This is a genomic window from Brachybacterium sp. SGAir0954, from assembly GCF_005490785.1.
GTDB lineage: Bacteria > Actinomycetota > Actinomycetes > Actinomycetales > Dermabacteraceae > Brachybacterium > Brachybacterium rhamnosum.
Genome location: NZ_CP027295.1, coordinates 1,125,537 through 1,150,186, shown reverse-complemented (window position 1 = coordinate 1,150,186; position 24,650 = coordinate 1,125,537). Strand labels below are relative to the sequence as shown.

The 24,650-nt window shown below is 74.0% G+C and carries 19 protein-coding genes and 1 riboswitch; of the genes, 10 read left to right on the top strand and 9 right to left on the bottom strand.

Translation table 11 applies throughout. The features are described from left to right. Nucleotides 1–9 precede the first annotated feature (9 nt). The 4 genes from ribD to C1N80_RS04980 all read right to left on the bottom strand — a co-directional run bounded on the left by ribD (nucleotide 10) and on the right by C1N80_RS04980 (nucleotide 3,252). Nucleotides 10–1,131, bottom strand: coding sequence for a bifunctional diaminohydroxyphosphoribosylaminopyrimidine deaminase/5-amino-6-(5-phosphoribosylamino)uracil reductase RibD (gene ribD, locus C1N80_RS04995; protein WP_370297216.1), 1,122 nt, complete (start codon nucleotides 1,129–1,131; stop codon nucleotides 10–12). A 118-nt stretch (nucleotides 1,132–1,249) separates the two neighbouring features. Next, a riboswitch (FMN riboswitch) is annotated at nucleotides 1,250–1,377 on the bottom strand. 122 nt (nucleotides 1,378–1,499) lie between these two features. Further along, the gene (locus C1N80_RS04990) at nucleotides 1,500–1,883 is read right to left on the bottom strand and encodes a DUF202 domain-containing protein (RefSeq protein WP_137769772.1); all 384 of its coding nucleotides are present in this window, start codon (nucleotides 1,881–1,883) and stop codon (nucleotides 1,500–1,502) included. Beyond that, nucleotides 1,880–2,245 carry a YidH family protein gene (locus C1N80_RS04985; protein ID WP_137769771.1) on the bottom strand — a complete coding sequence of 122 codons (366 nt, stop codon included), beginning with the start codon at nucleotides 2,243–2,245 and terminating at the stop codon, nucleotides 1,880–1,882. Before C1N80_RS04985 ends, C1N80_RS04990 begins: the two co-directional genes overlap by 4 nt. Then, nucleotides 2,242–3,252, bottom strand: a complete 1,011-nt coding sequence (locus tag C1N80_RS04980; protein ID WP_137771655.1) for a formylglycine-generating enzyme family protein — start codon at nucleotides 3,250–3,252, stop codon at nucleotides 2,242–2,244. The genes C1N80_RS04985 and C1N80_RS04980 overlap by 4 nt, the downstream gene beginning before the upstream one ends. Before the next feature lie 230 nt (nucleotides 3,253–3,482). Between C1N80_RS04980 and C1N80_RS04975 the strand changes: the two genes are divergently transcribed. From C1N80_RS04975 to C1N80_RS04965, 3 genes are read left to right on the top strand one after another with little or no spacing between them, the layout of a single operon-like run. Further along, on the top strand, nucleotides 3,483–4,904 hold the full coding sequence (locus C1N80_RS04975; RefSeq protein WP_137769770.1) for an MFS transporter: 1,422 nt from the start codon (nucleotides 3,483–3,485) through the stop codon (nucleotides 4,902–4,904). Nucleotides 4,905–4,911: 7 nt separating this feature from the next. Then, on the top strand, nucleotides 4,912–5,979 hold the full coding sequence (locus C1N80_RS04970) for a LacI family DNA-binding transcriptional regulator (RefSeq protein ID WP_168198024.1): 1,068 nt from the start codon (nucleotides 4,912–4,914) through the stop codon (nucleotides 5,977–5,979). Further along, nucleotides 5,976–7,487 carry a sulfatase gene (locus C1N80_RS04965; protein ID WP_137769768.1) on the top strand — a complete coding sequence of 504 codons (1,512 nt, stop codon included), beginning with the start codon at nucleotides 5,976–5,978 and terminating at the stop codon, nucleotides 7,485–7,487. Before C1N80_RS04970 ends, C1N80_RS04965 begins: the two co-directional genes overlap by 4 nt. An 82-nt stretch (nucleotides 7,488–7,569) precedes the next feature. On the opposite strand, the gene C1N80_RS04960 is transcribed toward C1N80_RS04965, so the two are convergent. Continuing rightward, a complete protein-coding gene (locus tag C1N80_RS04960; protein ID WP_137769767.1) occupies nucleotides 7,570–7,935 on the bottom strand; it encodes a VOC family protein in 366 nt (121 codons plus the stop codon). A 92-nt stretch (nucleotides 7,936–8,027) separates the two neighbouring features. Here C1N80_RS04960 and C1N80_RS04955 point away from each other — a divergent pair, with 92 nt between their 5' ends. Beyond that, nucleotides 8,028–9,035 (top strand): YafY family protein, encoded by a 1,008-nt coding sequence (locus C1N80_RS04955; RefSeq protein ID WP_137769766.1) that lies wholly within the window; start codon nucleotides 8,028–8,030, stop codon nucleotides 9,033–9,035. A gap of 66 nt (nucleotides 9,036–9,101) precedes the next feature. Here C1N80_RS04955 and C1N80_RS04950 read toward each other — a convergent pair whose 3' ends face one another. Genes C1N80_RS04950 through C1N80_RS04940 form a run of 3 tightly spaced genes read right to left on the bottom strand, consistent with a single transcriptional unit; the run spans nucleotide 9,102 to nucleotide 14,037 of the window. Then, nucleotides 9,102–11,651, bottom strand: coding sequence for a DUF3488 and transglutaminase-like domain-containing protein (locus C1N80_RS04950; protein WP_137769765.1), 2,550 nt, complete (start codon nucleotides 11,649–11,651; stop codon nucleotides 9,102–9,104). Beyond that, nucleotides 11,648–12,973 carry a DUF58 domain-containing protein gene (locus tag C1N80_RS04945; RefSeq protein ID WP_137769764.1) on the bottom strand — a complete coding sequence of 442 codons (1,326 nt, stop codon included), beginning with the start codon at nucleotides 12,971–12,973 and terminating at the stop codon, nucleotides 11,648–11,650. The genes C1N80_RS04950 and C1N80_RS04945 overlap by 4 nt, the downstream gene beginning before the upstream one ends. Next, nucleotides 12,970–14,037 carry a MoxR family ATPase gene (locus C1N80_RS04940; protein ID WP_137769763.1) on the bottom strand — a complete coding sequence of 356 codons (1,068 nt, stop codon included), beginning with the start codon at nucleotides 14,035–14,037 and terminating at the stop codon, nucleotides 12,970–12,972. The genes C1N80_RS04945 and C1N80_RS04940 overlap by 4 nt, the downstream gene beginning before the upstream one ends. Nucleotides 14,038–14,167: 130 nt before the next feature. On the opposite strand from C1N80_RS04940, the gene C1N80_RS04935 reads away from it, so the two are divergent. From C1N80_RS04935 to C1N80_RS04925, 3 genes are all read left to right on the top strand, one after another. Continuing rightward, the gene (locus tag C1N80_RS04935) at nucleotides 14,168–15,214 is read left to right on the top strand and encodes a hypothetical protein (RefSeq protein ID WP_137769762.1); all 1,047 of its coding nucleotides are present in this window, start codon (nucleotides 14,168–14,170) and stop codon (nucleotides 15,212–15,214) included. 51 nt (nucleotides 15,215–15,265) lie between these two features. Beyond that, nucleotides 15,266–15,862, top strand: coding sequence for a MarR family winged helix-turn-helix transcriptional regulator (locus C1N80_RS04930; protein ID WP_137769761.1), 597 nt, complete (start codon nucleotides 15,266–15,268; stop codon nucleotides 15,860–15,862). Between the two features lie 85 nt (nucleotides 15,863–15,947). Beyond that, the gene (locus C1N80_RS04925) at nucleotides 15,948–17,537 is read left to right on the top strand and encodes an SDR family oxidoreductase (RefSeq protein WP_240811238.1); all 1,590 of its coding nucleotides are present in this window, start codon (nucleotides 15,948–15,950) and stop codon (nucleotides 17,535–17,537) included. Here C1N80_RS04925 and C1N80_RS04920 read toward each other — a convergent pair. Further along, nucleotides 17,520–19,682 carry an efflux RND transporter permease subunit gene (locus C1N80_RS04920; protein WP_240811237.1) on the bottom strand — a complete coding sequence of 721 codons (2,163 nt, stop codon included), beginning with the start codon at nucleotides 19,680–19,682 and terminating at the stop codon, nucleotides 17,520–17,522. The genes C1N80_RS04925 and C1N80_RS04920 overlap by 18 nt on opposite strands. Before the next feature lie 287 nt (nucleotides 19,683–19,969). On the opposite strand from C1N80_RS04920, the gene C1N80_RS04915 reads away from it, so the two are divergent. The 3 genes from C1N80_RS04915 to C1N80_RS04905 all read left to right on the top strand — a co-directional run bounded on the left by C1N80_RS04915 (nucleotide 19,970) and on the right by C1N80_RS04905 (nucleotide 24,601). Further along, nucleotides 19,970–21,652, top strand: coding sequence for a polysaccharide deacetylase family protein (locus tag C1N80_RS04915; protein ID WP_137769760.1), 1,683 nt, complete (start codon nucleotides 19,970–19,972; stop codon nucleotides 21,650–21,652). Nucleotides 21,653–21,695: 43 nt separating this feature from the next. After that, nucleotides 21,696–22,736 carry a patatin-like phospholipase family protein gene (locus C1N80_RS04910; protein ID WP_240811236.1) on the top strand — a complete coding sequence of 347 codons (1,041 nt, stop codon included), beginning with the start codon at nucleotides 21,696–21,698 and terminating at the stop codon, nucleotides 22,734–22,736. Nucleotides 22,737–22,891: 155 nt separating this feature from the next. Beyond that, on the top strand, nucleotides 22,892–24,601 hold the full coding sequence (locus tag C1N80_RS04905; RefSeq protein ID WP_137769759.1) for a cell wall metabolism sensor histidine kinase WalK: 1,710 nt from the start codon (nucleotides 22,892–22,894) through the stop codon (nucleotides 24,599–24,601). Nucleotides 24,602–24,650 lie beyond the last annotated feature (49 nt).

Below are 24,650 nucleotides of genomic sequence, written 5' to 3'. Positions count from 1 at the left end.
TCATGGGCGTCAGGGGTGGCCGGTGGCGGGGTCGCCGGCCGCGGGGCGGGCGATGAGCAGCACGTCCTCGCCGAGGCACTCGACGTGCTCGGTGCGCCAGCGCAGCGCCTCGCCGATCGTGGCGACGCCGAGGTCCCCGACGGCGGCCGTGCCCGCGCCGAGGTGCACGGGCGCGAGGTAGGCGTGGAGCTCGTCGACGGCGCCCGTGCGGAGAAAGGACGTCGCGAGCCGGGGGCCGCCCTCGACGACGACGCGACGCACGCCGCGGGCGGCGAGGTGGGCGATGACGAGCGCCGGGTCGTGCGTGCTCACCTGCAGGAAGCGGCCGTCGGATCCGCGGATCCGCGCCGTCGCGGGCACGGGACGGCGCCCGACGACGACCCGCAGCGGCTGAGGTCCTGCTGCTGCCCCGGCGGGGCGGGCGGTGAGGGCGGGGTCGTCGGCGCGGACGGTCCCGGTGCCCACGACGATCGCGTCGACGCCCGCGCGCACCCGGTGCGCGTGCTCGCGGGCGGCGGGGCCGGTGATCCAGCGGCTCGTGCCGTCCGCGGCGGCGACGCGGCCGTCGAGCGTGGTCGCGGTCTTGAGGATCACGCGCACGGCAGGCCGGGCGGCGCGCGCATACCAGGGGCCGATGAGGTCGAGGGCCGATTCTGCGAGCTCCTCCCCCACGGCCGCGGGGCCGCCGGCGACGTCGATGCCGGCGGCGGCGAGCTCGGCCCCGCCGCCGCCCTCGGCCGCGCCCGGATCGGGCAGGGCGAAGACGACGCGGGCCACGCCCGCCTCGCGGAGGGCGCGGGCGCAGGGGCCGGTGCGGCCGGTGTGGCGGCAGGGCTCGAGGGTGACGACGGCGGTGCCGCCGCGGGGGTCGTGGCCGCGGGCGGCGGCGTCCGCGAAGGCGTCGGCCTCGGCGTGCGGGGTGCCCGCGCCGCGGTGATGGCCCTCGCCGAGGGTCGTCCCGTCGGGGGCGAGGAGCACACAGCCGACCTGCGGGTTCGGGGTGTCGGCGGGGCCGCGGGCGGCGAGCTCGAGGGCGCGCCGCAGCGCGGCGTGCTCGGCGGCGGGCAGCACGAGGGCGGGCAGCGGCGCGGCGCCTGCGGCGGCGGGCTGCGGAGGGTGCGGGTCGTGCACGGTCGTCCTCCCGGAGTGCGGTCCGGGGAGATGGCCTGGAGCGTGCACAGGGCCATGGACGACGCCGGGGGTCGACGCAGGGTGCACGCAGGGCGCACCAGGCGTCGCCTGGGCGACGCCACATCTCCTCCCATCCGGACTTTCACCGTCGGTCCTGGAGTTCCACCAGGTCAACCAGCTCCCGAAGGAGCTGGGTCGCGGACTGTCACCGCCGGCTCAGAGTTTCACTGACCCCGGAGAATGTGGTTCATTCGCCGGACACGCTAGCACCGGCCGGGAGCCGGCGTCGCGGCGGTGTCGGCCGATGAACATCCGCGGGCCCGCGGCCGGGGCCGACGGGGCCGCGGGCGGGACGGCCGCGCGGGGCCTCAGATCCCGAACCCGCTGCGCAGCAGGAAGGCGGCGCCCAGCGCCCCGATCGCGAGCACGGCGAGGGTCGCGACGAGCATCGGCAGACCGCTGCGGGTCAGGGCGCCCTGCGCGGTGAGCGAGCGGTTCGCGCGGCGGTACCCGGTGACGGCGAGCAGGTAGGCGAGCCCGGCGAGGGCCGCGCCGAGCACCCCGACGACCACGGCGACCGTGCCAAGCGACTCGAGGGCGAAGCGCATGGCGACGAGGCTGCCCGCCGCGAAGGAGAGGCAGGTGCGGCGCCAGGCGAGGAGGGTGCGCTCGGGCTGCAGGCCCGGGTCGAACACGGCGCCGCGGACACCGGCGCCGCCGTCGGCCCCACGACCGCTGCCGGCGCCGGTCACACCCACATCCCGAGGGCGACGAGCGCGGCGGCGATCACCACGCCGATCACGATCACGCCGCCCACGCCGAGCCCCGGCAGCGGCAGGCCGCGGCGCAGGGCGCGCTCGGTCTGCCGCCAGCCCCACCAGGCCTGCAGCGCGGCGAGCGTGCCGAGCACGAGGAACACCGCGGCGGCGGAGGCGCGCCAGACGAGCGGCTCGGGGATCGCGAGCGCCTCGAGGGCGAAGGCCCCGGCGTAGAGCGCGAGCGCCGTGCGCACCCAGGCGAGGAAGGTGCGCTCGTTGGCGAGGCTGAAGCGGGGATCGGGCTCCTCCCCCTCTCGGTACACGGAGGCGGGGAAGCGTCGCTGCTGTTCGGTCATGAGTCCTCCGTGCGGCGGGCGTCGGGGATGCGGAGCGCGACGGTGCGGAAGCCGGCGTTGCCCATCGAGGAGTCCGGGGTGTTCCGGGAGCGGGCGGCGTTGCGGTACCGGTTGCAGTAGGAGTCGTGGCAGAGGTAGCTGCCGCCGCGCAGCACGCGCTCCTCGCCGTCCTCGGGGCCGGTGGGGTCCACGATCTCCCCGCTCTGACCGGGCCGCCGGTAGGTGGCGGGATGGAAGCGGTCCTCGCACCACTCCCACACGTTGCCCACGGGCTGCCAGAGCCCGTAGCCGTTGGGCGTGTAGCTGCGCGCGGGGGCGGTGGTGAGGTGGCCGTCCTCGAGGGTGTTGATGCGGGGGAACTCGCCCTGCCAGATGTTGGCGCGCCAGCCGCCGTCGTCCACCTCGGCGTCGCCCCAGGGGTACTTGGCGCCCTCGATGCCGCCGCGCGCGGCGTACTCCCATTCGGCCTCGGTGGGCAGGCGGCGCCCGGCCCAGTCGCAGTAGGCCCGGGCGTCGTTCCAGCTCACGTGCACGACGGGGTGGTCCTCGAGGCCGCGCAGGCTGGACCCGGAACCGCCGGGACGGCGCCAGCTCGCGCCGTGCACGCCGCGCCACCAGGGGGTGCCGGCCGCGGGCGGCATGAGGTCCTGCTCGGGCGCGGTGATCGCGAGGTGGAAGACGGCGGAGTAGCCGAAGACCTCCGCCTCGGTGCGGTACTCCGTGGCGTCGACGAAGCGCGTGAAGTCCGCGTTGGTGACGGTCGTGGCGTCGATCTCGAAGCCGCTCAGGCGCACCTCGTGGCGGGGCACCTCGCCGTCGGCCCGGTTCCGGTCACCCCAGGAGTCGCCCATCGTGAAAGTCCCCGCAGGAACGGTGGCCTGCGCGATTCGATGGCGGCCCGGGGCGGGGGTGCCGGAGGGGGCGGCGGCCGACGGGGCATCGGCTGACGGGACGGCGGCCGACGGGGGCCTCTCACCGATGCCGATGGACTGCTCCCTCGACGGCATGCCGCATCCGCAGCCGCAGCCCTGCGCGTCCTCGCCGCTCACACCCGTCTCCTCCACGCTCATTGCTCCCTGGGCAGGGTATGCCGTTTCGGCTCCGACATCGCCCTCCGATGCCGATGACACCTCTCTCGGAAAACTCAAAGGTTTGAGCCTTCACCTCAAACGATTGAGTATCTAGCGTCTGCCTCACCGCCACTGCGCGGAGTCCCCTCGATGAAGAGAGAACCCCCATGAGCACCACCGCTGACACGGCCTCGCCGCACCAACTCCTCGCCGCACGCCCCTTCGGGATCCGAGACCGGGTGGGTTATCTGTTCGGCGACCTCGGCAACGACTTCACGTTCCTGCTGGCCAACGCGTTCCTGATGGTCTACTACACCAACGTGGCAGGTCTGAACCCCGCGCACGTGGGCACGCTCTTCCTGGCCGCGCGGCTCATCGACGCCTTCACCGACGTGGGCTGGGGCCGCTTCCTCGACCGTCATGCCCCCTCATCCCACGGCAGGTTCCGTCCCTGGATCGGCCGGGTCGCCGTGCCGCTCGCCGTCGCGAGCGCTCTCATGTACCTGCCGATGGTCGGCGACTGGGACTACGGGCTCCGCCTCGCGTTCGCCGCCATCACCTACCTGCTGTGGGGCTCGGTCTTTTACACGGTCGCGAACATCTCGTACGGATCGATGGCCTCCGTCCTGACGATCGTCCCCGAGGAGCGCGCCTCGCTCTCGGTCTTCAGGGGAATCGGGGCGAACTCCGCGGGCCTGCTCGTCTCGCTGGTGCCGCCGCTCATCGTGTTCGGGATGGTCGACGGCACGTCGCAGCTGATGCCCGGCCGACTCTTCGCCACCGCGATCGTCTTCTCGGCCCTCGCCGCCCTCTGGTACTGGATCTGCGTCGCGAACGTCCGCGAACGCGTCGCCGCCCCGCCGCGTGACGCCTCCGCACGCAGCTTCCTCAGCCTGGTCCGCTCCCTCGCAGGGAGCCGCCCGCTCCTCACCCTCATCAGCGCGAACATCGTCATCATGCTGGGCTCCCTGCTCTACGGGACGATGGCCGCCTACCTGTGGCTCTACCACTTCAACGACGGCTCGCTGTCCGGTCCGGCCCAGCTCGCGTCGTTCCTCCCGGGGCTCCTGCTCTCCCCGATCGCCGCGCGACTCGCCACCCGCTTCGGGAAGAAGGAGGTCGTCACGACCGCTCTCCTCGCCACCGGAACGCTCTACGTGCTCCTGTTCGCGCTGCACATCGCCTCACCGTGGATCTTCATCGGTCTGGCCTTCCTCGCCGGTTTCGGTCTGGGCTTCTACAACCTGCTCATCTGGGCGCTGGTCGGCGATGTCATCGACGCCGAGGAGGTGCGCAGCGGCGAGCGGGACGACGGCACCGTCTATGCGATCAACACCTGGGCCCGGAAGGTGGGCCAGGCCATCGCGGGCGGCGTGGGCGGCTTCGCCCTCGCGATCGTCGGGTTCCGGTCCGGGGAGGACGTGCAGTCCGCTGCGACCATCGACGGGATCTACCTCTTCTCGACACTCGTGCCGGGAGTCCTGTATCTCCTGGCCGGCCTCATCCTGCTGGTCCTCTTCCCGCTCGGACGGCGCCGTGTGCAGCAGAACGCGGAAGCCCTCGCTCACCGCCGGGACGAGACGGCATGATCCGATGATGACCCGCCCCACGCTCAAGGACGTCGCCCGTCGCGCCTCCGTGTCCGTCTCGACCGTCTCCTACGCCCTGAACGACGACTCGCATGTCCATCTCGCTCCCGAGACCCGAGCGCGCGTGCGCCGGATCGCCAAGGAGCTCGGATACACCCCGAACGCCATGGCCCGGTCGCTGCGCACCCGCTCGAGCCGCACGGCGGGGGTGGTGCTCACCAAGCCGCTCACGAACCTCAGGTACGCGGCGATCGTGCAGGGCATCGCGAACGGGCTCGCCACGTCGGGCCTCCGCATGACGGTGCTGCCCGATGCCACGGCCGGGGTCCTCGAGGACTGCCGCAACGGCATGATCGACGGCCTGATCTTCGTCGGTCACGACGACGCGGTGCCACCGCCCGCGCTCGTCGAGGCGGCGGCCGTCGGTGTGGCCCCGCTCGTGACGATCGACTGCGGCGGGCGAGCCGCTGACGCTCCCCACTCCGCCGTCGACTTCGACTACGCGCATGGCGCCCGCGAGATGATCACGCATCTCGCGGGACGCGACATCCGCACGATTCTCCACGTCCGCCCTGAGGTCTCGTCACGAGCGGAGCGGGATCGGCAGGCGACGCTGATGCGCGCGCTGGGTCACGCGGACGGCGTGACGATGCGCGTGGTCAGCACCGGGATGAGCGACGAGGACCTCGCACGGACGGATGCGGAGGACGGCGCCATCGCGAGGGGGTACCTGGCATCCACTCTCCGGAGCATCACCGACGCGCTGCTCGGCGTCGACGATCCCGACACCACCGCCGTCCTCTGCTCCTGGGGTGCGGACGTCGAGACCTCGCTGCGGGCCGTGTCCCACGTCGCGCCCGGCACCGTCGTCGCCGCCCTCGCCGGCAGCTGGCCGCGCACGGAGATCTGGCCGGATCTCGTCTACTCCCGCCTGCCGCTCGAGGAGGCAGGACGTCGTGCGGCTGCTCTCCTCTCCTCCGAGCTCGCCCCCGATCGCGAGCACCTCAGCATCGTGCTGCCTCCCGCCCTCGACACCCGACTCCCTGAGACCCCTCCCGGAAGGACCCCCGCATGACCCGCCCCAACATCGTCTTCATCATGAGCGACGACCACGCCGCCCACGCGATCTCCGCTTATGGCAGCCGTGTGAACTGCACCCCGCACCTGGACCGCATCGCCGAGGAGGGGGTGCGGATGGACGCCGTGTTCTGCACGAACTCCATTTGCAGCCCGTCGCGAGCGTCGATCCTCACCGGCACCTACAGCCACGTGAACGGCGTCTCCTCGATCTGGACGGAGATGGATTATCGGGTCCCGACCTTCGTCGAGGCGCTCCACGAGGACGGCTACGCCACGGCGATGTTCGGCAAGTGGCACCTCGGCGAGCACGGGCAGTCCCTCCCGCGCGGCTTCGACGCCTGGCAGATCTTCCCCGGGCAGGGCGACTACCAGGATCCCGAGATGATCGACGCGGACGGTCCGCGCACGGTGCCCGGCTACGCGACGGACATCGTCACCGATCTCGCGATCGAGTGGATCGACGGGCGTGACGCGGACGAGCCGTTCTGCATGATGGTCCACCATAAGGCGCCGCACCGCCCCTGGGTGCCCGACGAGAAGCACACGCATCTCTATGCGGACGGCTCGATCCCGGAGCCGGAGACCTTCTTCGACGACCTCGAGTCCCGTTCTCAGGCGGTGCGCGGCGTGCACATGACGATCGCGGACGACATGGGCGCCGATGACCTCAAGACCGAGGTCCCCCCGCACCTGCGCGGCGAGGAGAACCGCGAAGCGCGGATGCGCTGGAAGTACCAGATCTACATGCGCGATTACCTGCAGTGCATCCAGTCGATCGACGACAACGTGGGCCGCCTGCTCGACCACCTCGACGATCAGGGGCTCCGCGACAGCACCCTCGTGGTCTACACCTCCGACCAGGGTTTCTTCCTCGGAGACCACGGATGGTTCGACAAGCGCCTCATGTACGACCAGTCCCTGCAGATGCCGATGCTCATCCGCTGGCCGGCGGAGATCGCTCCCGGATCCCGCTGCGAGGCGATCATCACCAACGTCGACTTCGCAGCGACCTTCCTGGACATCTGCGGGCTCGATCCCTCTCGGGCGCTGCCCACCTCGCAGGGACGCAGCTTCCGCCCGCTGCTGCGCGGAGAGGAGGTCGAGGACTGGCCGGACGCCGCCTACTACCGCTACTGGGAGCACGACGACCCGATCCACCACGCGCCCGCCCACTATGGAATCCGCACCCAGGACCACAAGCTGATCCACTACTACGGCGCCGGGCTCGGCGTCCCCGGCGCCTCGGACAGGATCTTCGAGGCGGAGTGGGAGCTGTATGACCTCGCTGCGGACCCGACGGAGGTGCGGAACGTGGCCGACGACCCCGCGTATGCCGGGGTGCGTGCCGCGCTCGAGGTGAAGCTCGCGGCGTACCAGGCGCACTACGCCGACGAGTCCTACCGGGGAGAGGACACTCCTCATCCCGAGTGGGGTCCGTACGACGAGGAGGTCTTCGCGCGCGTCGCGAAGTACGTGGAGGAGATCGACGCGACAAGCAGGTGATCGCCACGGCACCGGGATGATCGGGCTCGGGGGCTGGCGGTATCGCCTCCGGGGCACTCGGCCGTCCGACCTCCACACCGGATCAGTCGATCGGGCTCACGCGGATGAGGTTGCCGTCGGGGTCGGCGACGACGAAGGTGCGGCCGAAGACCTCGTCGGCCGGCGGCTCGACGCTGCGCACGCCCTGGGCGACCCACCTCTCGTGGAGCTTGTCGATCTCCGCGGCGGGCCCGGGCAGCATCAGCCCCACCTCGCTCGTGCGGGGCGTGCCCGGGACGGCGTGCTCGCTGCGGCCGGTCCAGAGCGCGAAGAGCACGCCCGGCGCGACCTCGAAGGCGACGTAGCGGGGGCTCGTGAAGACGGGCTCGATGTCGAGCAGGTCGCGGTAGAAGGCGGTGGACCGCTCGGCGTCGCGGACGTAGAGGAGGAAGAGGTTGGGGGCCGTCATCGGGTGCTCCTGTGGTGTCGGGGTCGGTGCACGACCCACAGCACCACGAAGAGATGACAGTTCCTGTCTCCTTCTGGGGGAGGATCGTCTCCATGAAGTCCGCCCGCCTCATGTCGACGCTGCTCCTGCTGCAGACCCGCGGGTCCATGACGGCCGAGGAGCTCGCGCGGCGGTTCGAGGTCTCCCGCCGCACGATCCTGCGGGACGTCGAGGCGCTCTCCGAGGCCGGCGTTCCCGTCCACACGGAGCGCGGTCGCGGCGGCGGCATCGTCCTGGACCGCCGGGCACGGCTCGACCTCAGCCGGCTCGAGCCCGCGGAGCTGCAGCTCCTCGCCGCGGCGGGACTGGATGCGCGGCAGCTGGACGCGGTGGGGCTCGGGGACCTCGGCACCCGGGCGCAGGAGAAGCTCGAGGCGGCCATGCGCGGGCCGCTCACGCCGGACGTGCCGCTCGCGGACGTCCTGCGGATCGACTCCGCGGGCTGGTTCGTCGCCCGCTCCGACGGCGGATCCGACAGCCGGTCCGACGGCAGCCCCACCGCCGATCCGGGCGCCGACCTCACCGCGCTGCTCGACGCGTGCCGTGGGCGCCGACGGGTCGAGCTCGCCTACCGGCGCAGCGGGGAGAGCGCCGCCCGGCGCCTGACGGTCGATCCGTACGGCCTCGTCAGCAAGGCCGGCTCGTGGTACCTGGTCGGCGACGTGGAGGGCACGGCGCGGATGTTCAACGCCGCGCGGATCCGGCCGCACATCGCGCTCCCGGAGCCGGCGCGGCTGCGGGACGGTGAGACGCTCGCGAGCGTGTGGACGGCGCTGCTCGAGCAGTTCTCCCCCGCCCCGGCCCTCGAGGTGCGGGCGCTGCTGCGAGCGAATCGGCTCGACCTCGCCCGGCGCATCCTGGGCGCCCGGCTCATCGGCGCCACCGCACCGGAGGGCGATCGGGTCACGATCACCGTGGCCTGCGAGGAGCTCGAGGCGGTGCGCCAGCTCCTGCAGTTCGGCGACCACCTGCAGGTCGTGGACCCGCCGGAGGCCGTGCAGCGCGTGCACGAGCTCGCGCAGCAGCTGGCGGCGGCGCATGCGCCCGCGGCGGAGGGCTGACGGGTGCCGTCGCTGCCGGCCGGCACCTGAGCACTCGCCGGCGGCCGCCCCCCCTGCTCGCGCGCCCTACCGCGCCCGTCGCACGAGCGCGACGAGGAGGTCGCGGTCCGGTCGCAGCGCGCGCCGCTCGACCTCGCCGGGAGCCGTCCCCTCGTCGGCACCGTCGTCGGCCCCGCCGCCGTCGGCCCCTCCCCCGGTTCCGGACGCCTCCCCCCACAGCGCCGGGTCCACGGGCACGGCGTAGCGGGCGTCGGAGACGGCGTCACCGATCCGTGCGGCCGCTTCGCGGTGCTCGTCCGTGACCCGCGCTCCGGAGCCGGTCTCGATGTCGTCCAGCAGTGCGTCCAGGGCGGCGGCGGGCGGGCGGGCCGCGTCCAGGCGCAGGTGAAGCGGCGGCCGGCCCCAGAGCCCGGTCCAGCCCAGCCAGCGCACCGCGGCGGCCCGGCCGCGCAGCTCCGCCTCGAGGTCCTCCCAGGCCACGAGCCCGGAGGCGCGACGCCACAGCTCGCTCTCCGCGGGACCGCCGCGCACCATGTCCCCGGAGGAGACGCCGTCCGCGCGCGCCAGCTCGAGCATGCGCTCCCAGCGGGCGGTGCGGCGCGCGTCCCGGCGGCGGCGCAGCAGCACCACGGCGGCCGCGGCGAGCAGACCCGCGACGAGCGCCGCGCCCACGAGCACGGCGACGGTGCGCAGGAGGTCCCCGGCCACCTCGGCGCCGGTGCGGGAGACGCCGCCGGTGCCGGCGTCGGAGGCCGTCTGCGACTCCTCCGGCGTGGTCGTCTCCTCCTCCGTGGTGGTCTCCTCGGTGGTGGGCTCCTCGGTGGTCGTCTGCGCGGCGCTCGGCTCGGAGCTCGGCGCGGTCTCCTGGGACGCGTCCGTCACGGCGGGCACGTCGATGCCGTTGTTCGCGGCCGACGGCGTGGGCTCGAAGCGCACCCAGCCGTGCTCGGGGCCGAACCACACCTCGGGCCAGGCGTGCGCGTTCGTCGAGGAGACCACGCGCTGGTCGCCGTCGACGTCCCCCGCCGTGAAGCCGATGACGACGCGCGTGGGATAGCCCTGCGAGGTCATCATCAGCGCGAACACGGAGGCGAACTGCTCGCAGTAGCCCACGCGGTCCGCGAGGAAGGACTCGAGCGGGTCCTCCCCGGGCGGGGTGGAGACGGTGAGCGAGTAGTCGAAGGAGTTGTGGAAGTAGTCCTGGAAGGCGACGGCGGTGTCGAAGGCGTTGCTCGCCCCGGAGCTCTCCACGAGGGAGTCGGCGAGGTCCGTCGCGGCGGCGGGCACGTCGCTCGTGCGGAGGTAGCCGGAGTCCAGCGGCTCGGAGAGCACCGAGGGGTCGACGTCGCGCAGCTCCTGCGCGCTCGCGGGGTTCTCCTCGGCGACGACCTGGTAGTCCATGCCGGTGAGCGGTCCCGAGCTCTCCCCGGCGCTGATCTCCCCGCTCGTCGCGTCCACGGCGATCCGGGAGTCGAGGGAGGCGTCGGTGCTGCTGACCTCGCGGACGTCCGCCGGGGCGGGGAGGCGGTCGCCCGCGAGGTCGGTGACGGTCACGGAGTACTCGGAGAGCAGGGAGTCGTCCCCGCTCACGGCGTTCCCGTCGTCGCGACCGTCGGAGAACGCCTCGGAGCCGGAGGCGGCGGTGTCCGGGTCGCCCTCCGCGAAGGTCTCGCCGTCGAAGCGGGTGAGGGTCCGCAGGCGCAGGTAGGAGGGGTCCTCGGCGTCGGTCGTGTAGCGGAGCACCTCGACGGGGTCCTGCTGCAGGAGGGAGCGGCGCACGGAGACGGAGTCGTCGACCATGACGGAGCCGAGGTTCGCCTGGTCCTTGTTCCGCCAGGCGTTGACGACGTCCATGTCGAGCGCGACCCTGCTGGGCGCGACCTGCGGCAGCAGCAGCGAGGCGGGCACGGTGAGCACGGCGACGAGCAGCACCACGAGGCTCGCGGCGAGCGCGGTGCGGCCGGCGCCGGCGAGCGGCCCGGCCTGGGGCCGCGGGTCCCGCTGGGCGAGCACGGGATCGGCGTGGAGGGTGCGGGAGGCGAGCACGATCGCCCCGGCGAGGACCGGCAGGGCGACGGTCCACCAGGCGCCGCCGGAGGGCTGCTGCAGCGCGGGCACCACGATGAGGCCCATGAGCACGAGGGCGGTGGGCGTGTGCCAGCCGAGGTCGAGGTACATGATGTCCAGCAGCAGGGCGACGAGCGCCATGATCAGCACCACGAGCACGGTGCCGCGGGCGCCCACGGTGACGGGCGCGAGCGAGGCGGTCAGATCCGCGACGGCGGTCGGGAACAGCCGCACCTGCTCGGTGACCAGGGAGGCGGGGCCGCCGGAGAGGTCCACGACGTCCTGGCGCAGCTCGACGACGATCACGGTCGCAATGACGACGAGCACCTGCACGGTGGGGACCAGCGCGGGCAGCGGCAGCAGCCTGCGCAGCACGATCCCGGAGAGGATCACGGGCGCGGCGCCGATCAGGGTGAGGGTGAACCAGTCCGTACCGGTGATGAGGATCGACAGCGGCGTGACGGCGAGCATGAGCGCGACGAGCAGCAGCACGCCGCGCACGGCCGCGTGGCCGGCGGGGAGGGAGGGGCGTCCCAGCAGCGGGCTCATCGCAGGCCTCCGTCGTCCGCGGCGGCGGCCAGCAGCTCGCCCACGGGCTCCGCGCTCGTGCCCCGCACGAGGGTCCAGGCACCGAGGCGGGAGACGGCCGGGGCCGCCTCTCCCCCGCGCTCACTCGCGCCGTCGCCGGCGCAGCGGAGGGCGAGGGCGGTGCGGTGCGCGGCACGGCCGGCGAAGCGGTCCAGGTCCAGACCCGAGAAGGGGTCGCCGTCGTCGGCGCCGAGCGCGATCGCGAGGGCGGTGTGGCCGGCGGCGTGGTCGCGGCCCGCGGCGAAGGAGGCGGGGTCGTCGTCGAAGCCGACGTCGGCGAGGGCGAGCAGGGCCGTGCGGCGGGCTCCGGCGTCCGCCTCGAGGCCCAGCGGGGAGGCGCCGCGCGTGGCCATGCGGCGCTCGGTGCGGGTGATCTCGTCACCGCTCGCGTCGAGCACGCGCACCTCCCAGCCGTGCGCGCCGAGCGCCTCGAGCACGGAGGCGGCGTGGGAGACGAGGCGGTCCTCGAGGGCGGTGCGCTGCGGCTCGGCGATGCCCTCGCGGCGGCTCGTGTCGAGCACGAGCACGGCGCTGTGGCCGCCGGCGGGCTCCTCCTCGCGGGTCATGAGGCGGCCGGTGCGCGCGGAGGCGCGCCAGTGCACGCGGCGGATGTCGTCGCCGGGCTCGTAGACCCGCGCCATGGCGCCGATCTCGCCGATGCCGCCGGTGACGGCCCGCCCGGCGCCGTCGCGGCTGATGCCGGCCGCGGCGAGCGCGAGCGGCTCCACGGTCTCCACGCGGGGCAGCCCGGCGATGCGGGCGCCGTCCTCCGCGGTGACGGTGAGGCGGAACATGCCCAGCACGTCCTCGACGACGATCGAGAAGGGGCCCAGCGCGTGGGCACCGCGGCGGGGGACGGCGAGGGTGTGGCGCATGCGGCGGGCGAGCGGCAGGTCGCCGCGGCCGCCGAGGGCCTCGGGCAGGTGCTCGCGCAGCACGCCGCGTCCCAGCGGCAGAGTCGGGAACAGGGCGCCGTCGGCGAGGCGCACCTGCACGCGGGCGGAGCTGCCCAGCGGCACGGCGTCGTCGATCAGGCTGCGCCGGGCCCGCAGACCGATCCCGCACAGCAGGATGCACACGATCCCCGCGGCGAGGCACAGCAGCAGGCCCGCGGCGAGGGAGCGGGCGGGGGTGAGCTCGGTGAGGTCGCCGATCACCCACAGGAGCACGGCGGCGAGGGCGACGACGATGCCGCGGGTGGTGGGGCGCAGCCGCCGGCCCGGGGCGGGCGTCCGCTCGGTGCCACGGCGCCGGCGCCCGGCGGGCGGGGAAGGGGTAGTCACGACAGCGGGGTCGCCGCGAGCACCTGGTCGAGGACCTCCCCCGTGCTCGCGCCGCGGGAGAGGGCCTGCGGGGTGAGGTGCAGGCGGTGGCGCCAGACGGGGCCGATCACCGCGCGGACGTCCTCGGGGTGGGTGTGGGGGCGGCCGTCGAGCGCGGCGCGGGCCTTCGCGGCGCGCACGAGGTGCACGGCGGCGCGGGGCGAGGCGCCGAGGGCGACCTGCTGGTGGGAGCGGGTCGCGGTCGCGAGGCGCACCACGTACTCGAGGAGGCCGGGGGCGATGTGCACGCGGCGGGTCGCGCGCACGTGGGCGGCGATCCGCTGCGGGGTGGTGCGCGCCCGCACGGCGTCGATGACCTCGCGGGCGCCGCCCTGGACAGGGCCGGTCTGGGCGGCGAGCATGCGGGCCTCCGCGCCGGCGACGGGGTAGCCCATGGAGGTCTGCGCGAGGAAGCGGTCCCGCTGCGCCTCGGGGAGGCGGTAGGTGCCCTCCATCTCGACGGGGTTCGCGGTCGCGACGACCATGAAGGGCTCCTCGAGCGGGTAGGTGACGCCGTCGACGCTCACCTGCCGCTCCTCCATCGCCTCGAGCAGGGCGGACTGGGTCTTCGGGGAGGCGCGGTTGATCTCGTCGGCGAGGAGGACCTGGGTGAACACCGCCCCGGGTCGGAACTCGAACTGGGAGGTGGCCTGGTTGAACACGCTCGCGCCGGTGACGTCGCCGGGCAGGAGGTCCGGGGTGAACTGGATGCGGTGGCGGGTCGCGCCGAGCGCGGCGGCGAGGGACTTCGCGAGCATCGTCTTGCCGACGCCCGGGATGTCCTCGACGAGGAGGTGGCCGCCGGCGAGGAGGACGAGCAGGGCGAGGTCCGCGACCTCGGGCTTGCCCTCGACGACGGTCGCGATCTCCGCGGTGACGGCGCGGGCCTCCTCGGCGATCTCGATCGCCTGCGCCTCGGTGAGCGGCCCGGCCCCCTCGGGGGCTGCGTCGCGCGGGGCGGGCCCGTCGGCGCCGCTCGCGCCGGGGAGGTCCCGCGCCGCGAGGGGCGTCTCGTTCTCTGACATCGCAGGCTCCTCGCCGTGGGCCGGTGACCGCTCTCACCGACGGCCCGCCCCGGATCGTGGTCTGGGCGACGTCGCTCCACGCGGTCGTTCCCTAGAGTATGGCGGGTACCCCCGTCCCTGAGGAGCCTCTGTGCCGATCCGCCCCCCGACGTTCTTCGTGCGCCTGCTGGCCGCGGCGATGCTCGTGGTGACGGCGCACCTCGCTCCGGCGGCCGTGATGGCGGATTCCTCGCCCGGCGCTCCGGAGACCCAGGAGGACGTGTGCCGCTCACCGAAGGTGAACGCGAGCCCCTCCGAGGTCGCACCGCAGGCGCAGGTCTCGGTGACCGGCTCCTGCCTCGCCACGACCCGCGGGAGCGTGACGCTGCAGGTGGGCAGCGAGAACCGCGGCTCTGTGACGACCGGGGCGGACGGCGGGTTCAGCACGAGCCTCGAGGCGCCGAAGGCGACGGGCAGCGCGGTCATCGCGGTGATCGACGACGGCCGCACCGTCGCCTCGACGACGATCACGGTCGTCGAGGAGGACGCCCCGTCGGAGGATCCGGCGCCGACGGAGGACCCGTCCTCGCCCGCCGAGGATCCGACGGAGGACCGGACGAGCGATCCGCCGTCGGCCCCGTCCTCCACCACGGCGCGGGAACCCTCCCCGGAGCCGACCACCACTCCCCCGGCGAGCCGCAGCGCGGACCCGTCCCCGAGCCGCTCGCCGGAGCCCACCACCTCCTCGACGCCGAGCGAGGAGCCGACCCGCTCCGCCGGGAGCGGCAGCTCCCGCGGCACGGGCGCCTCGGGCAGCACCGGTCAGGCGGAGGAGCCGGGGACCGGCGCCTCGACGACGCCGAGCCGCGCAGGTGAGGACGCCACCGCGCGCGCCACGCCGACGACCCCTGCCGCGCAGTCGCCGACGACGGACGGCCCGACGGCGGAGATCAGCACCCCCAGCACCTCCGCCTCCGCCACCGCCGCGGACCCGGCCGAGGCGAGCACCCCGGCGGTGGTCGCGCCGAGCGGCGCCGCGACGTCCGCAGCCGCCTCCGACGGCGGCGAGGGCGAGCAGCGCGCCGCCGCCCGCCCGGCGGCCGGGGGCGCGATGGTCACAGCCGTGGGCTCCGTGGCCGGGGTGGCGCTGCTGGGCACCGCGGGCGTGGTCCTCCTGCGTCGCCGCGGCGACGGCTGATCGCCCACCGCGCTCTGCCGGGCACGCCGGCGCCCTCGGTAGAGTGACGCCATGACGCGTCCCTCCGACAGCTCGCCCCGCGCGGCCTGGAGGCCGTTCGACATCGACGCGAACGACCCGCACGGGGAGCTCGTGGACCGCTCGTCGCTCAGCTCCGAGCAGATCGCCGAGATCGACGCCCTGATGGCCGCCCTGGTGGAGCTGCGGCAGGTGGAGGAGCAGCTCTCCCGCGCATCCCAGGAGTACATGGACCTGAACTCCACGGACATGCGAGCCGTCCATTTCCTCATGATCAGCGAGAACCGGGGCGAGGTCACGACCCCGGGCATGCTCGGCGCCCACCTCGGCCTGTCCTCGGGGGCCACAACCAAGCTCCTCGATCGGCTGGAGGCCTCGGGCCATGTCCGCCGCACTCCCCATCCCCACGACAGGAGGAGCCTGGCTCTGACGGTCGAGCCTGCGACGCGGGAGGCGGCGATGTCCACCATGGGACGGCAGCAGGCCGGCCGTTTCCGGGCGGCCGCGGCACTGTCCGGTGAGGAGCGCTCGACCGTCACCCGCTTCCTGCTCCACATGGCCCAGGAGATCTCGCCCGCGTCCCAGGAGTGGGCCGGTTCGCGGGACAGGGGCCGCGCCGGACGAGAATGAGCGCCGCCGAGCGAGCACGTGGACCGCTCGGTCCGGCGGCAGGGGGCCGGTGGCGCCTGCGCTGGCCGTGGGCGACGATGTCGGGGTGATCTCGAACCAGGATGAGGAAGCACGGACCTCCGCCGAGCGGAATGATGCCGAGCGCGTGCTCGTGACGGGGGCGACCGGCTATGTCGGCGGCCGGCTCGTCCCCGAGCTGCGGGCCGCGGGTGCACGGGTGCGCGTGTGCGGGCGGGACCCCCGGCGGCTCGCGGCGCAGCCCTGGGCGGAGGAGGTCGAGGCCGTCACCGCGGACCTCTCCGACCGCTCGGCGGTGCGCCGTGCCCTGGCGGAGGTGCAGGTCGTCGTCTTCCTCGTCCATGCGATGGGCGGCGGCTCCGGCTTCGAGGAGCGGGAGGCGCGGATGGCGCGCATCATGGCGGAGGAGGCCGCACGCGCCGGCGTGCGGCGCATCGTGTACCTCTCGGGACTGCACCCCGACGACGAGCCCCTGAGCACCCACATGCGCTCGCGCGAGCGGGTGGCGCAGATCCTGCGGGAGGGCGAGGTGCCGGTCGTCGTCCTCGAGGCGGCCACGGTCATCGGCGCCGGCTCGGCGAGCTTCGAGATCATCCGCCATCTCTCGGAGCGGCTGCCGATCATGCCGGCGCCGCGGTGGGTGCGGCACCGCATCGAGCCCGTCGCCGTGAGCGACGTCCTCCACTATCTCGTCGCGGCGGCCACCGCCCCCGGCGAGGTCTCCGGCACCCTCGCCGTGGGCAGCGGCGAGTCCGAGCTGCGCTTCGCCGATCTGCTGACGATCTACGCGGAGGTGGCGGGGCTGTCGCGGCGCCGCGTGCTCGCCCTGCCCTTTCCCGCCCCCGGGCTCTCCGGCCTGTGGATCGGCCTGATCACCCCCGTCCCCCGGGCGATCGCCGCACCCCTGGCCCACTCGATGCAACATGATGCCGTGGCACGGCCCCCGCTCGCCGCGGAGGTCCTCCCCCCGCCGCCCTCCGGCCCCACGTCCTATCGCGCGGCCGTGCGGACCGCCCTGGACCACCAGCGCGAGGGGGAGATCGCCACGAGCTGGGAGGCGGACGTGCGCCGGGACCGCGCCCCGGAGGCGCCTCTGCCGGAGGATCCCGACTGGGCGGGGCAGACGGTGTACACGGACGAGCGGGAGCTCGTGGCGACGGATGTCGACCCGTCGGAGGTGTGGCGCGTGATCGAAGGGATCGGCGGGGCGTCGGGGTGGTACTCCACCCCGCTGCTCTGGACGCTGCGCGGCCTGGCGGACCGGGCGGTGGGCGGTCCGGGACTGAGCCGAGGACGCCGTGACCCTCACCGGCTGCGGGTGGGCGACGCGGTCGACTGGTGGCGTGTGGAGAACATCGAGGAGGGACGGGTCCTCACGCTCCGGGCGGAGATGCGCATGAGCGGGCGCGCCTGGCTGCAGCTGCGCGTGGACCCGGCCGAGGAGGGCGGTTCCCGCTATCGCCAGCGGGCCGTGTACTTCCCGGACGGTTTGCCGGGACGGCTCTACTGGTGGGCGATCTCCCCCTTCCACGCCCTCGTCTTCCCGGCGATGGCCCGGAACATCCTCGCCGCCGCCCGGCGGGGCGAGAATGCCCCGGCGTCCCGTGCCGCGGGCAGCTCCGCGGCACGGGGGCGCAGCTCAGGCCGAGGGGCGTGATCCGCGGGGCACCCTCGAGGGCCACCAGATGCGGTCACCGATCAGGATCGCGAGGGCGGGCACCAGGAAGGTGCGCACCACGAGCGCGTCCATGAGCACCCCGAGCGCGACGATGATCGCCAGCTGCAGGAGGAACTGGATCGGTATCACGAGCAGCGCGGCGAAGGTCGCGGCGAGCACCACGCCCGCGCTCGTGATGACGCCGCCGGTGAGCGACAGGCCGCGCAGCGTGCCCTCCCGGGTGCCATGGACGAGCGACTCCTCCCGCACCCGGGTCATGAGGAAGATGTTGTAGTCGATCCCCAGAGCGACGAGGAACACGAAGGCGTAGAGCGGCACCGACGGGTCGGAGCGCTCCTGGCCGATGAGGTGGAACACGACCGCGCTGACGCCGAGCGCCGTGCCGAAGCTGAGCACGGTGGTCAGCAGCAGCACCACGGGCGCGATCAGGGATCGCAGCAGCAGGGCGAGCATGAGGGTGATCGCGACGAGGACGATCGGGATGATGAGGGCGCGGTCGTGGGCGGAGGTCGCGTTCGTGTCGAGGTCCACCGCGGTGGAGCCGCCCACCTGGGCGCCGTCGGGGCCGACGGCGTCGCGCAGGGCGGTGACCACCTGCTCGGCCGCGAGGGAGTCCGAGGGCGCGTCGAGGGTGACGGAGAAGAGCAGCTGTCCGTCGATCTCGGTGGGCTCGACTCCGGCGAAGGGTCCGGCGGTCGCCTCGGGGGTGACCTCCCCGTCGGCGCCGACGGGGATGCTCCCCGACGGCGTGTCCTGGGAGACGAGGGCGAGCGCGTCGACGCCGTCGGTCGCCGTGATCCCCTGGGCGACCTCGGCGCGGCTCTCCGCCGGGGCGAGGACGTAGGTGGGCGAGCCGGAGCCTCCCGCGAAGTGGCGGTCGAGGGCCTGCTGACCGTCGCGGGCCTGGCTCGCGCCGAGCACGAACTCGCTCTGGGGCACACCGTCGGCCTGGAGGAGCGTGAGCCCGCCGCAGCCGATGACGAGCAGCGCGACGACCGTGGCGGCGACCCGGCGCGGGGCGGCGGCGACGAGGCGGCCGGCGCGGGCGAAGGGTCCCCGGGCGTCGGCTCCGATGAGCTGGGGGTGGGGGCTCCCATGGCGGGGAGCGCGGGGCCAGAAGGCGGCCCGCCCGACGAGCGCGAGCAGCGCCGGGAGGAAGGTGAGCGAGGTGAGCATCGCGCACAGGATGCCGATCGCGGCCACCGGCCCGAGGGCGGCGTTCGAGCCGAGGTCGGAGAGCAGCAGGCAGAGCAGGCCGACGATGACCGTGCCGCCCGAGGCGAGGATCGGTTCGAGCACTCCGCGCAGTGCGCGCCAGGAGGCGCGGGCAGCAGAGGCGTGGTCGCGCAGCTCCTCACGGAATCGGGTGACGAACAGCAGCGAGTAGTCGGTGGCCGCGCCGATCACGAGGATGAACAGGATGCCCTGCACCTGGCCGTTGATGGTCACCAGGCCGGCCTCCGCGAGGCTCACGTTGAGGAGGATCGCTGCGCACAGCGCGGTCATCGAGCTGAGGAGCACGAGCAGCGGCAGCAGCGGCGAGCGGTAGACGATCACGAGGATCAGCAGCACCACGGCGAGCGCGACGACCAGCAGGATCCCGTCGATGCCGGCGAAGGCCGCCTGGAGGTCAGCGGTGAAGCCGGCGGGGCCGCTCACCCAGGCGCCGAGGCCCGGCAGGAGATCCTCGAGACCTGCCTCGAGGGCCTCGACGGCCTCGCCGGCGTCCTGGCCGGACGGGATGGACACCACGACCTGGGCGGCCTCACCGTCCTCGGCGGGGATGACCGGGGAGGCGGTGGCGCCGGGCACGACGTCGCCGGCGTCCCCGACGAGATCCTCGAGCGCGGTGAGATCCGCGTCCTCGAGACCGCCGTCCCGCTCGATCACGAGGATCGCGGGGACCGCGTCCGAGCCGGTGAACTCCGCGATGCGGTCCTGGACCGCGGTGGACTCGGCGCTCGCGGGGAGGAACGAGGCCCGGTCCTCGGTGGCGACGTCGCCGATCCGGCCGAAGCTGGCGCCTCCGGCGCCGAACACCGCGATCCAGAGCACGACGAGCAGGGCGGGCAGCAGGGTTCGCAGCAGGAGCGGAGGGCGGAGGACGGGTTCTCGAGTGGCCACGAGCCAACTCTCTCTTCAGGAAAGAAGAAAATCAAGTGAGAGATTGCCGCGCGCCCGGCGCGGGGCATCGGCGAGCGCCCGATCCGGCGACGCCGGAGGGGGCGGCGGAGCGGCCGTCCACCTGCCGGGGGAGGCGTCAGCCCTCGCCCTCCGTCGAAAGTCGGATCCCACGCCCGCCGGTCGTCGACGACCTGCTTTTTTGGTGCCCCCTTGACCCCGCATTGGTCGTAGGCTGACTCAGGCGCGGCACGAGCCCGCCGTTCCGGGCGGAGAGGGCAGATCGACTGATGCGGCAGGACCACGAGGGGCGCACCCGCCACCGTCACCTCAGCAGGGCGGAGCTGCGGCGCCGCCGATTCCTCGCCGGCTCGCTCGCGGCGCTCGGGCTGGGGGGCCTGGGCGTGGGCGGCGCCGCCCTCCTGCATCCGAGCGGCCCGCAGGGGCCCACGGGTGGCGGGCGGGATCGCGGGCACCGTGCGCACGGCCCGCTCACCGACCTCCCGGACCTCGCCGCGCACGTCCCGCAGGCGGCGATGCAGAAGCTCCCGGCGCTCGCGCCGGCCACCGTGGAGATCCCGCACCTGCCCACCGCGCCGGGCCTCGACGCGGCGATCGGCGTGAGCGTCGCGAAGCTGCTGCGCGAGCGTGCCGTGCGCGGGGAGGACGCGACGCTGCAGGTCACCGGGCGGATCATCGCGAGCTCCCCGCAGGCGCTCGGGGTGCTGCTGGACGTGCACGAGGAGGAGGGGATCTCCACGGCGCTGCTCTGGTACCGGGCCGAGGGCGACCGCGCCTTCACCTCCCCCGGCCTCGTGGATGCCGAGCAGTGGCCGGCGTTCGTGAGCGCCGTCCGCGACCTCGCGGGGAAGGAGCGGGGCGTGGACATCGAGGAGGTGACGGCGCTGCTGCAGGAGCAGCCGCGGCCGTGGGGCAACGGTCCCGCGCTGCTGCCGCGGGCCGACGGCACCCTCGACGTGCTCCTGCCGACGGTGGGCCGCGGGGACGGGGCCCGCGAGCTGCTGCTCACCGTGCCCGAGGAACAGGCGGGCGCGCTGCTGGCCGAGGACGGCCTCGCCGTGCGCGCGGCGATCGCGGAGCCCTCCGGCCACGACCCCGAGGCCGTCACCGTCCCCGATCCCGGCGGCTCCGTGACGACGACCGAGCACCCGGGCACGGGCGGCGCGGCCCGGGAGGCGGCCGCCCGCGGGCCGCGCACCCAGCTCGCCCCGCTCGCCCCGGAGGGCGAGCGCCCCTCCCCCGTGACCGCCCCGGACGCGCGGCTGCTGCGCTCGATCGCGCTGACCTTCGACGACGGCCCCAGCCCGAGACTGAACGCGACCCTGCGCGAGCACCTGCTCGCGGAGCGCGCGGCGGCGACCTTCTTCATGATCGGCCGCAGCGCGCACGGCTCCCCCGCGCTCGTCGCGGCGACCGCGGCGGCGGGCCACGAAATCGGCAGCCACTCCTGGTCCCACCGTGAGCTCTCGAAGCTGGACGGCTCCGCCCTGGGCGACGAGGTGGACAAGCCGGCGGCAGTGCTCGAGCAGGCGATCGGGAGGGCGCCCTCGATCATGCGGCCGCCCTTCGGCGCCCGGAACCGCACCACGGACCGCGCCGCCGGGGCCCTCGGCGAGGGCGTGGTGCTGTGGGACGTGGACACGCTGGACTGGAAGACCCGCGACGCCGCGAAGACCCTCGCCGCCGTGCAGGACACCGCGCACCGCGGCTCGATCATCCTCATGCACGAGATCCACGAGCAGTCCGTCGCGGCGGTGCCGAGCGTGCTCGCCTGGATCCGGCAGTCGGGGCTGACGACGCTCACCTGCCAGGAGATCGCGCAGAACAGGCTGCACCCGGGGCAGCGGATCTCGCACGGCGCGGAGCGGGACGGCGCCGCGCCCCGGAAGGACGCGGGGACGCCGACGGCGACCTCGGGCGCGGCGGCGCAGCTGCGGGGCGCCGCCCGCTGACACGGCCCCTCGGGGCGTGGGCGCCCGCCCCTACGGTGGGGCGATGACCCCTCCCCCGCCGATGCTCCCCGCTGATCCCCCGCCCGCCGATCCGTCCCGCCGCGTGGACCTCGTGCTCGAGGGCGGCGGGGTGAAGGGCATCGCGATCGCGGGCGCCCTCGAGGTGCTCGCCGAGCGCGGATACACCGTGAACCGGGTGGCGGGATCCTCCGCCGGGGCGATGGCCGGGGCGCTCGCGGCGGCCGGGGTGCCGGCGACGACGCTCGTGGAGATCCTGCGCGGCACCGACTACCGCGCCTTCCAGGACGGCGGCTGGTGGACCCGGACCCTCCCGGGGATGACGCTCGCGATCGCCCTGCGCAACGGCGTGCACCCCGGGAAGCGGCTCGAGTCCTGGACGCGGGAGCAGCTCGAGGCGCACGCCCCGTCACCGGTGCGCACGTTCGCGGATCTCGCCTATGCCGATCCGGACGGCGAGGAGATCGCCGGCCCCGCCACCCGGCTCACGGTGACCGCCTCGGACCTCTCCGCGGGGCGCCTGCGCTTCCTGCCGGAGGACGCCGCCGCCTACGGCCAGGAGCCCGGGGCGATGGACGTGGCGCAGGCGGTGCGGGCCTCGGCCTCGATCCCGTTCGTATTCCGCCCCGCCCGCTTCACCGATGCGCTCGGCCGGGCGGCGTGGCTCGTGGACGGCGGGCTGCTCTCGAACTTCCCCGTCGAGGTGTTCGACCGTCCCGGCGGCCGCGCGCCGCGCTGGCCCACCTTCGCCGTGAAGCTCTCCGAGCGGCCCACCGAGGCGGCGGGGCCCGTGCACCGGATCCGCGGGCCGCTGAGCTTCGCCAGGGCCGTGGCGGGCACCGTCACGGGCTTCTACGACCGGATGCACATCGAGTCCTCGCACGCGGTGGCGCGCACGATCTTCATCGACACCTCCGCCGTGAAGCCCACCGAGTTCGACCTCTCCGACGAGCAGCGGGAGGCGCTTTACGCGGAGGGCCGGGAGGCGGCGATCCAGTTCCTGGACGGGGACGCGACCCACGAGGCCTGGGACTTCGCGCGGTACGTGGAGCGGTTCCGCTCCTGAGCCGGGGAGACGGTGGCCGACGGCGCGCGATCACGGTGGCGGAGCCGGCTTGCCAGACCCGTCTGACGGCACCAGACTGCAGTCGGTGGAGCACAGCGGGGGCCTTGCTCCTCTGCCCCCCCCAGTCGTCGGAGGCCCCGGAGAAGGATGTGGCCGTGGACGTCGCCGCTTCGCTGTCCCGTCAGCTCGCGAAGGTGGTGTCCCCAGCCTTCGGCACTGCGGAGAAGCAGATCTACTTCCTCGCCTTCTTCCTGACGTTCACCGTCGTCGTGGCGATCTCCGGGGCGTCGCTGGTCCTGGCGCCGGCCTATCTCGCAGCGCTCGGGCTGCTGCTGGTCGCGACCCTCCTCGCCTACGTCGTGCCGTGGGACCGGGCCTCTCCCCTCGGCGTCGCGATCGTCCCGCTGCTCGACATCGCGGCGATCGGTCTGGTGCGCGACCTCATGCGGGAGATCGCGACGGCCACCTCGCTCCTCGCGCTCATCCCGGCGCTCTGGCTCGCCGCTCGCCTGAGGACCCGCGGAGCCGTCCTCGCGACCGTGAGCGTGGCGGCGGCGTTCACGGTGCCGACGCTTCTCCGCGCGCACCCCCTCGATTCCGTCACCCTCGCCCAGGCGGCGCTGCTCCCGTTCACGGTGCTGCAGGTGGGGCTCCTCGTCACCGGCGGGCTGGCGGTGCACGATCGACAGACCGAGCGGGTCACCACCGCTCTCGCGGAGAAGGAGGCTCTGCTCGACGCGGCCGACATGTGGAAGCGGCGTCTCGAGAACATCATCGACAGCGTCGACACGGGCATCGTGGTGGTCGATCGGGACGGGCACGATCTTCTGATGAACCGCACGCAGCGGACCATCCACAGGAGCGCCTCACCGCCCGGTCCCGGTGACCCGGACGAGTCGCAGCTGCTGCTGCACTACCCGGGGACGAACCGACCCATCCACCCTGACCGCAGGCCGGTGCGTCGCGCGGTGCAGCAGGAGTCCTTCAGCAACTACGTGATCTCCGTGGGGCCGGCGGGGCCCGGGAGCGCCGCCTACTCGACCTCCGCGCGGCAGATCATCGACGCCCACGGGGAGCGGGACGGCGCCGTGGTGGTGTTCACCGATGTCACGCAGTACATCGAGTCCGCACGGAAGCAGGAGCAGTTCGTCGCCACCGTCTCCCACGAGCTGCGCACGCCGCTCACGTCGGTGCTCGGCTACCTGGAGATCGCCCGGGACGACCCCGACCTGCCCCGCGAGACCGGATCCTTCCTCGACGTTGCGCACCGCAACGCCGAGCAGCTGCTCTCGATCGTCGAGGAGCTGCTGCGGGACCAGGCCTCGAGATCCGGCACCGACGCCCTCACCCTGCGCCCGACCCGCATCTCGGATCTCCTGCGCGAGACGGTCGAGTCCGTCGCCCTCCGCGCCGGTGAGCTCGGGCTGACCATCGAGCAGGACCTCGTGGAGACGCCGCTGCAGCCGATCGATGCCTCTCGGATGAGGCAGGCCATCGGGAACCTGGTGTCGAACGCACTGAAGTACACCCCGCGCGGCGGGACCGTGCGCGTGCACACGTGCTTCGCCGAGAGCAGCGTCGAGCTGGCCGTGACGGACACGGGGATCGGCATGTCGGATCAGGAGCAGACGGATCTGTTCACCGACTACTACCGCACCCGGACCGCGCTGGAGAGCGACATCCCGGGCCACGGGATCGGCCTGGCCCTCACGCTCCGCATCGTCCGGGCCCACGGCGGCCAGATCAGCGTGGTGTCGAGCCCGGGAGCGGGGTCCACCTTCACGATCAGGCTTCCGATCGGCGAGATCGCCGACGGTCTCCGTGCGTCCGCTCCCTCCACGTCCGGCGGGAGCGCCTCGGCCTGAGCCACCTCGACCCGGGGCGGGATGCGCGTCGCACGCATGCACCGGACAC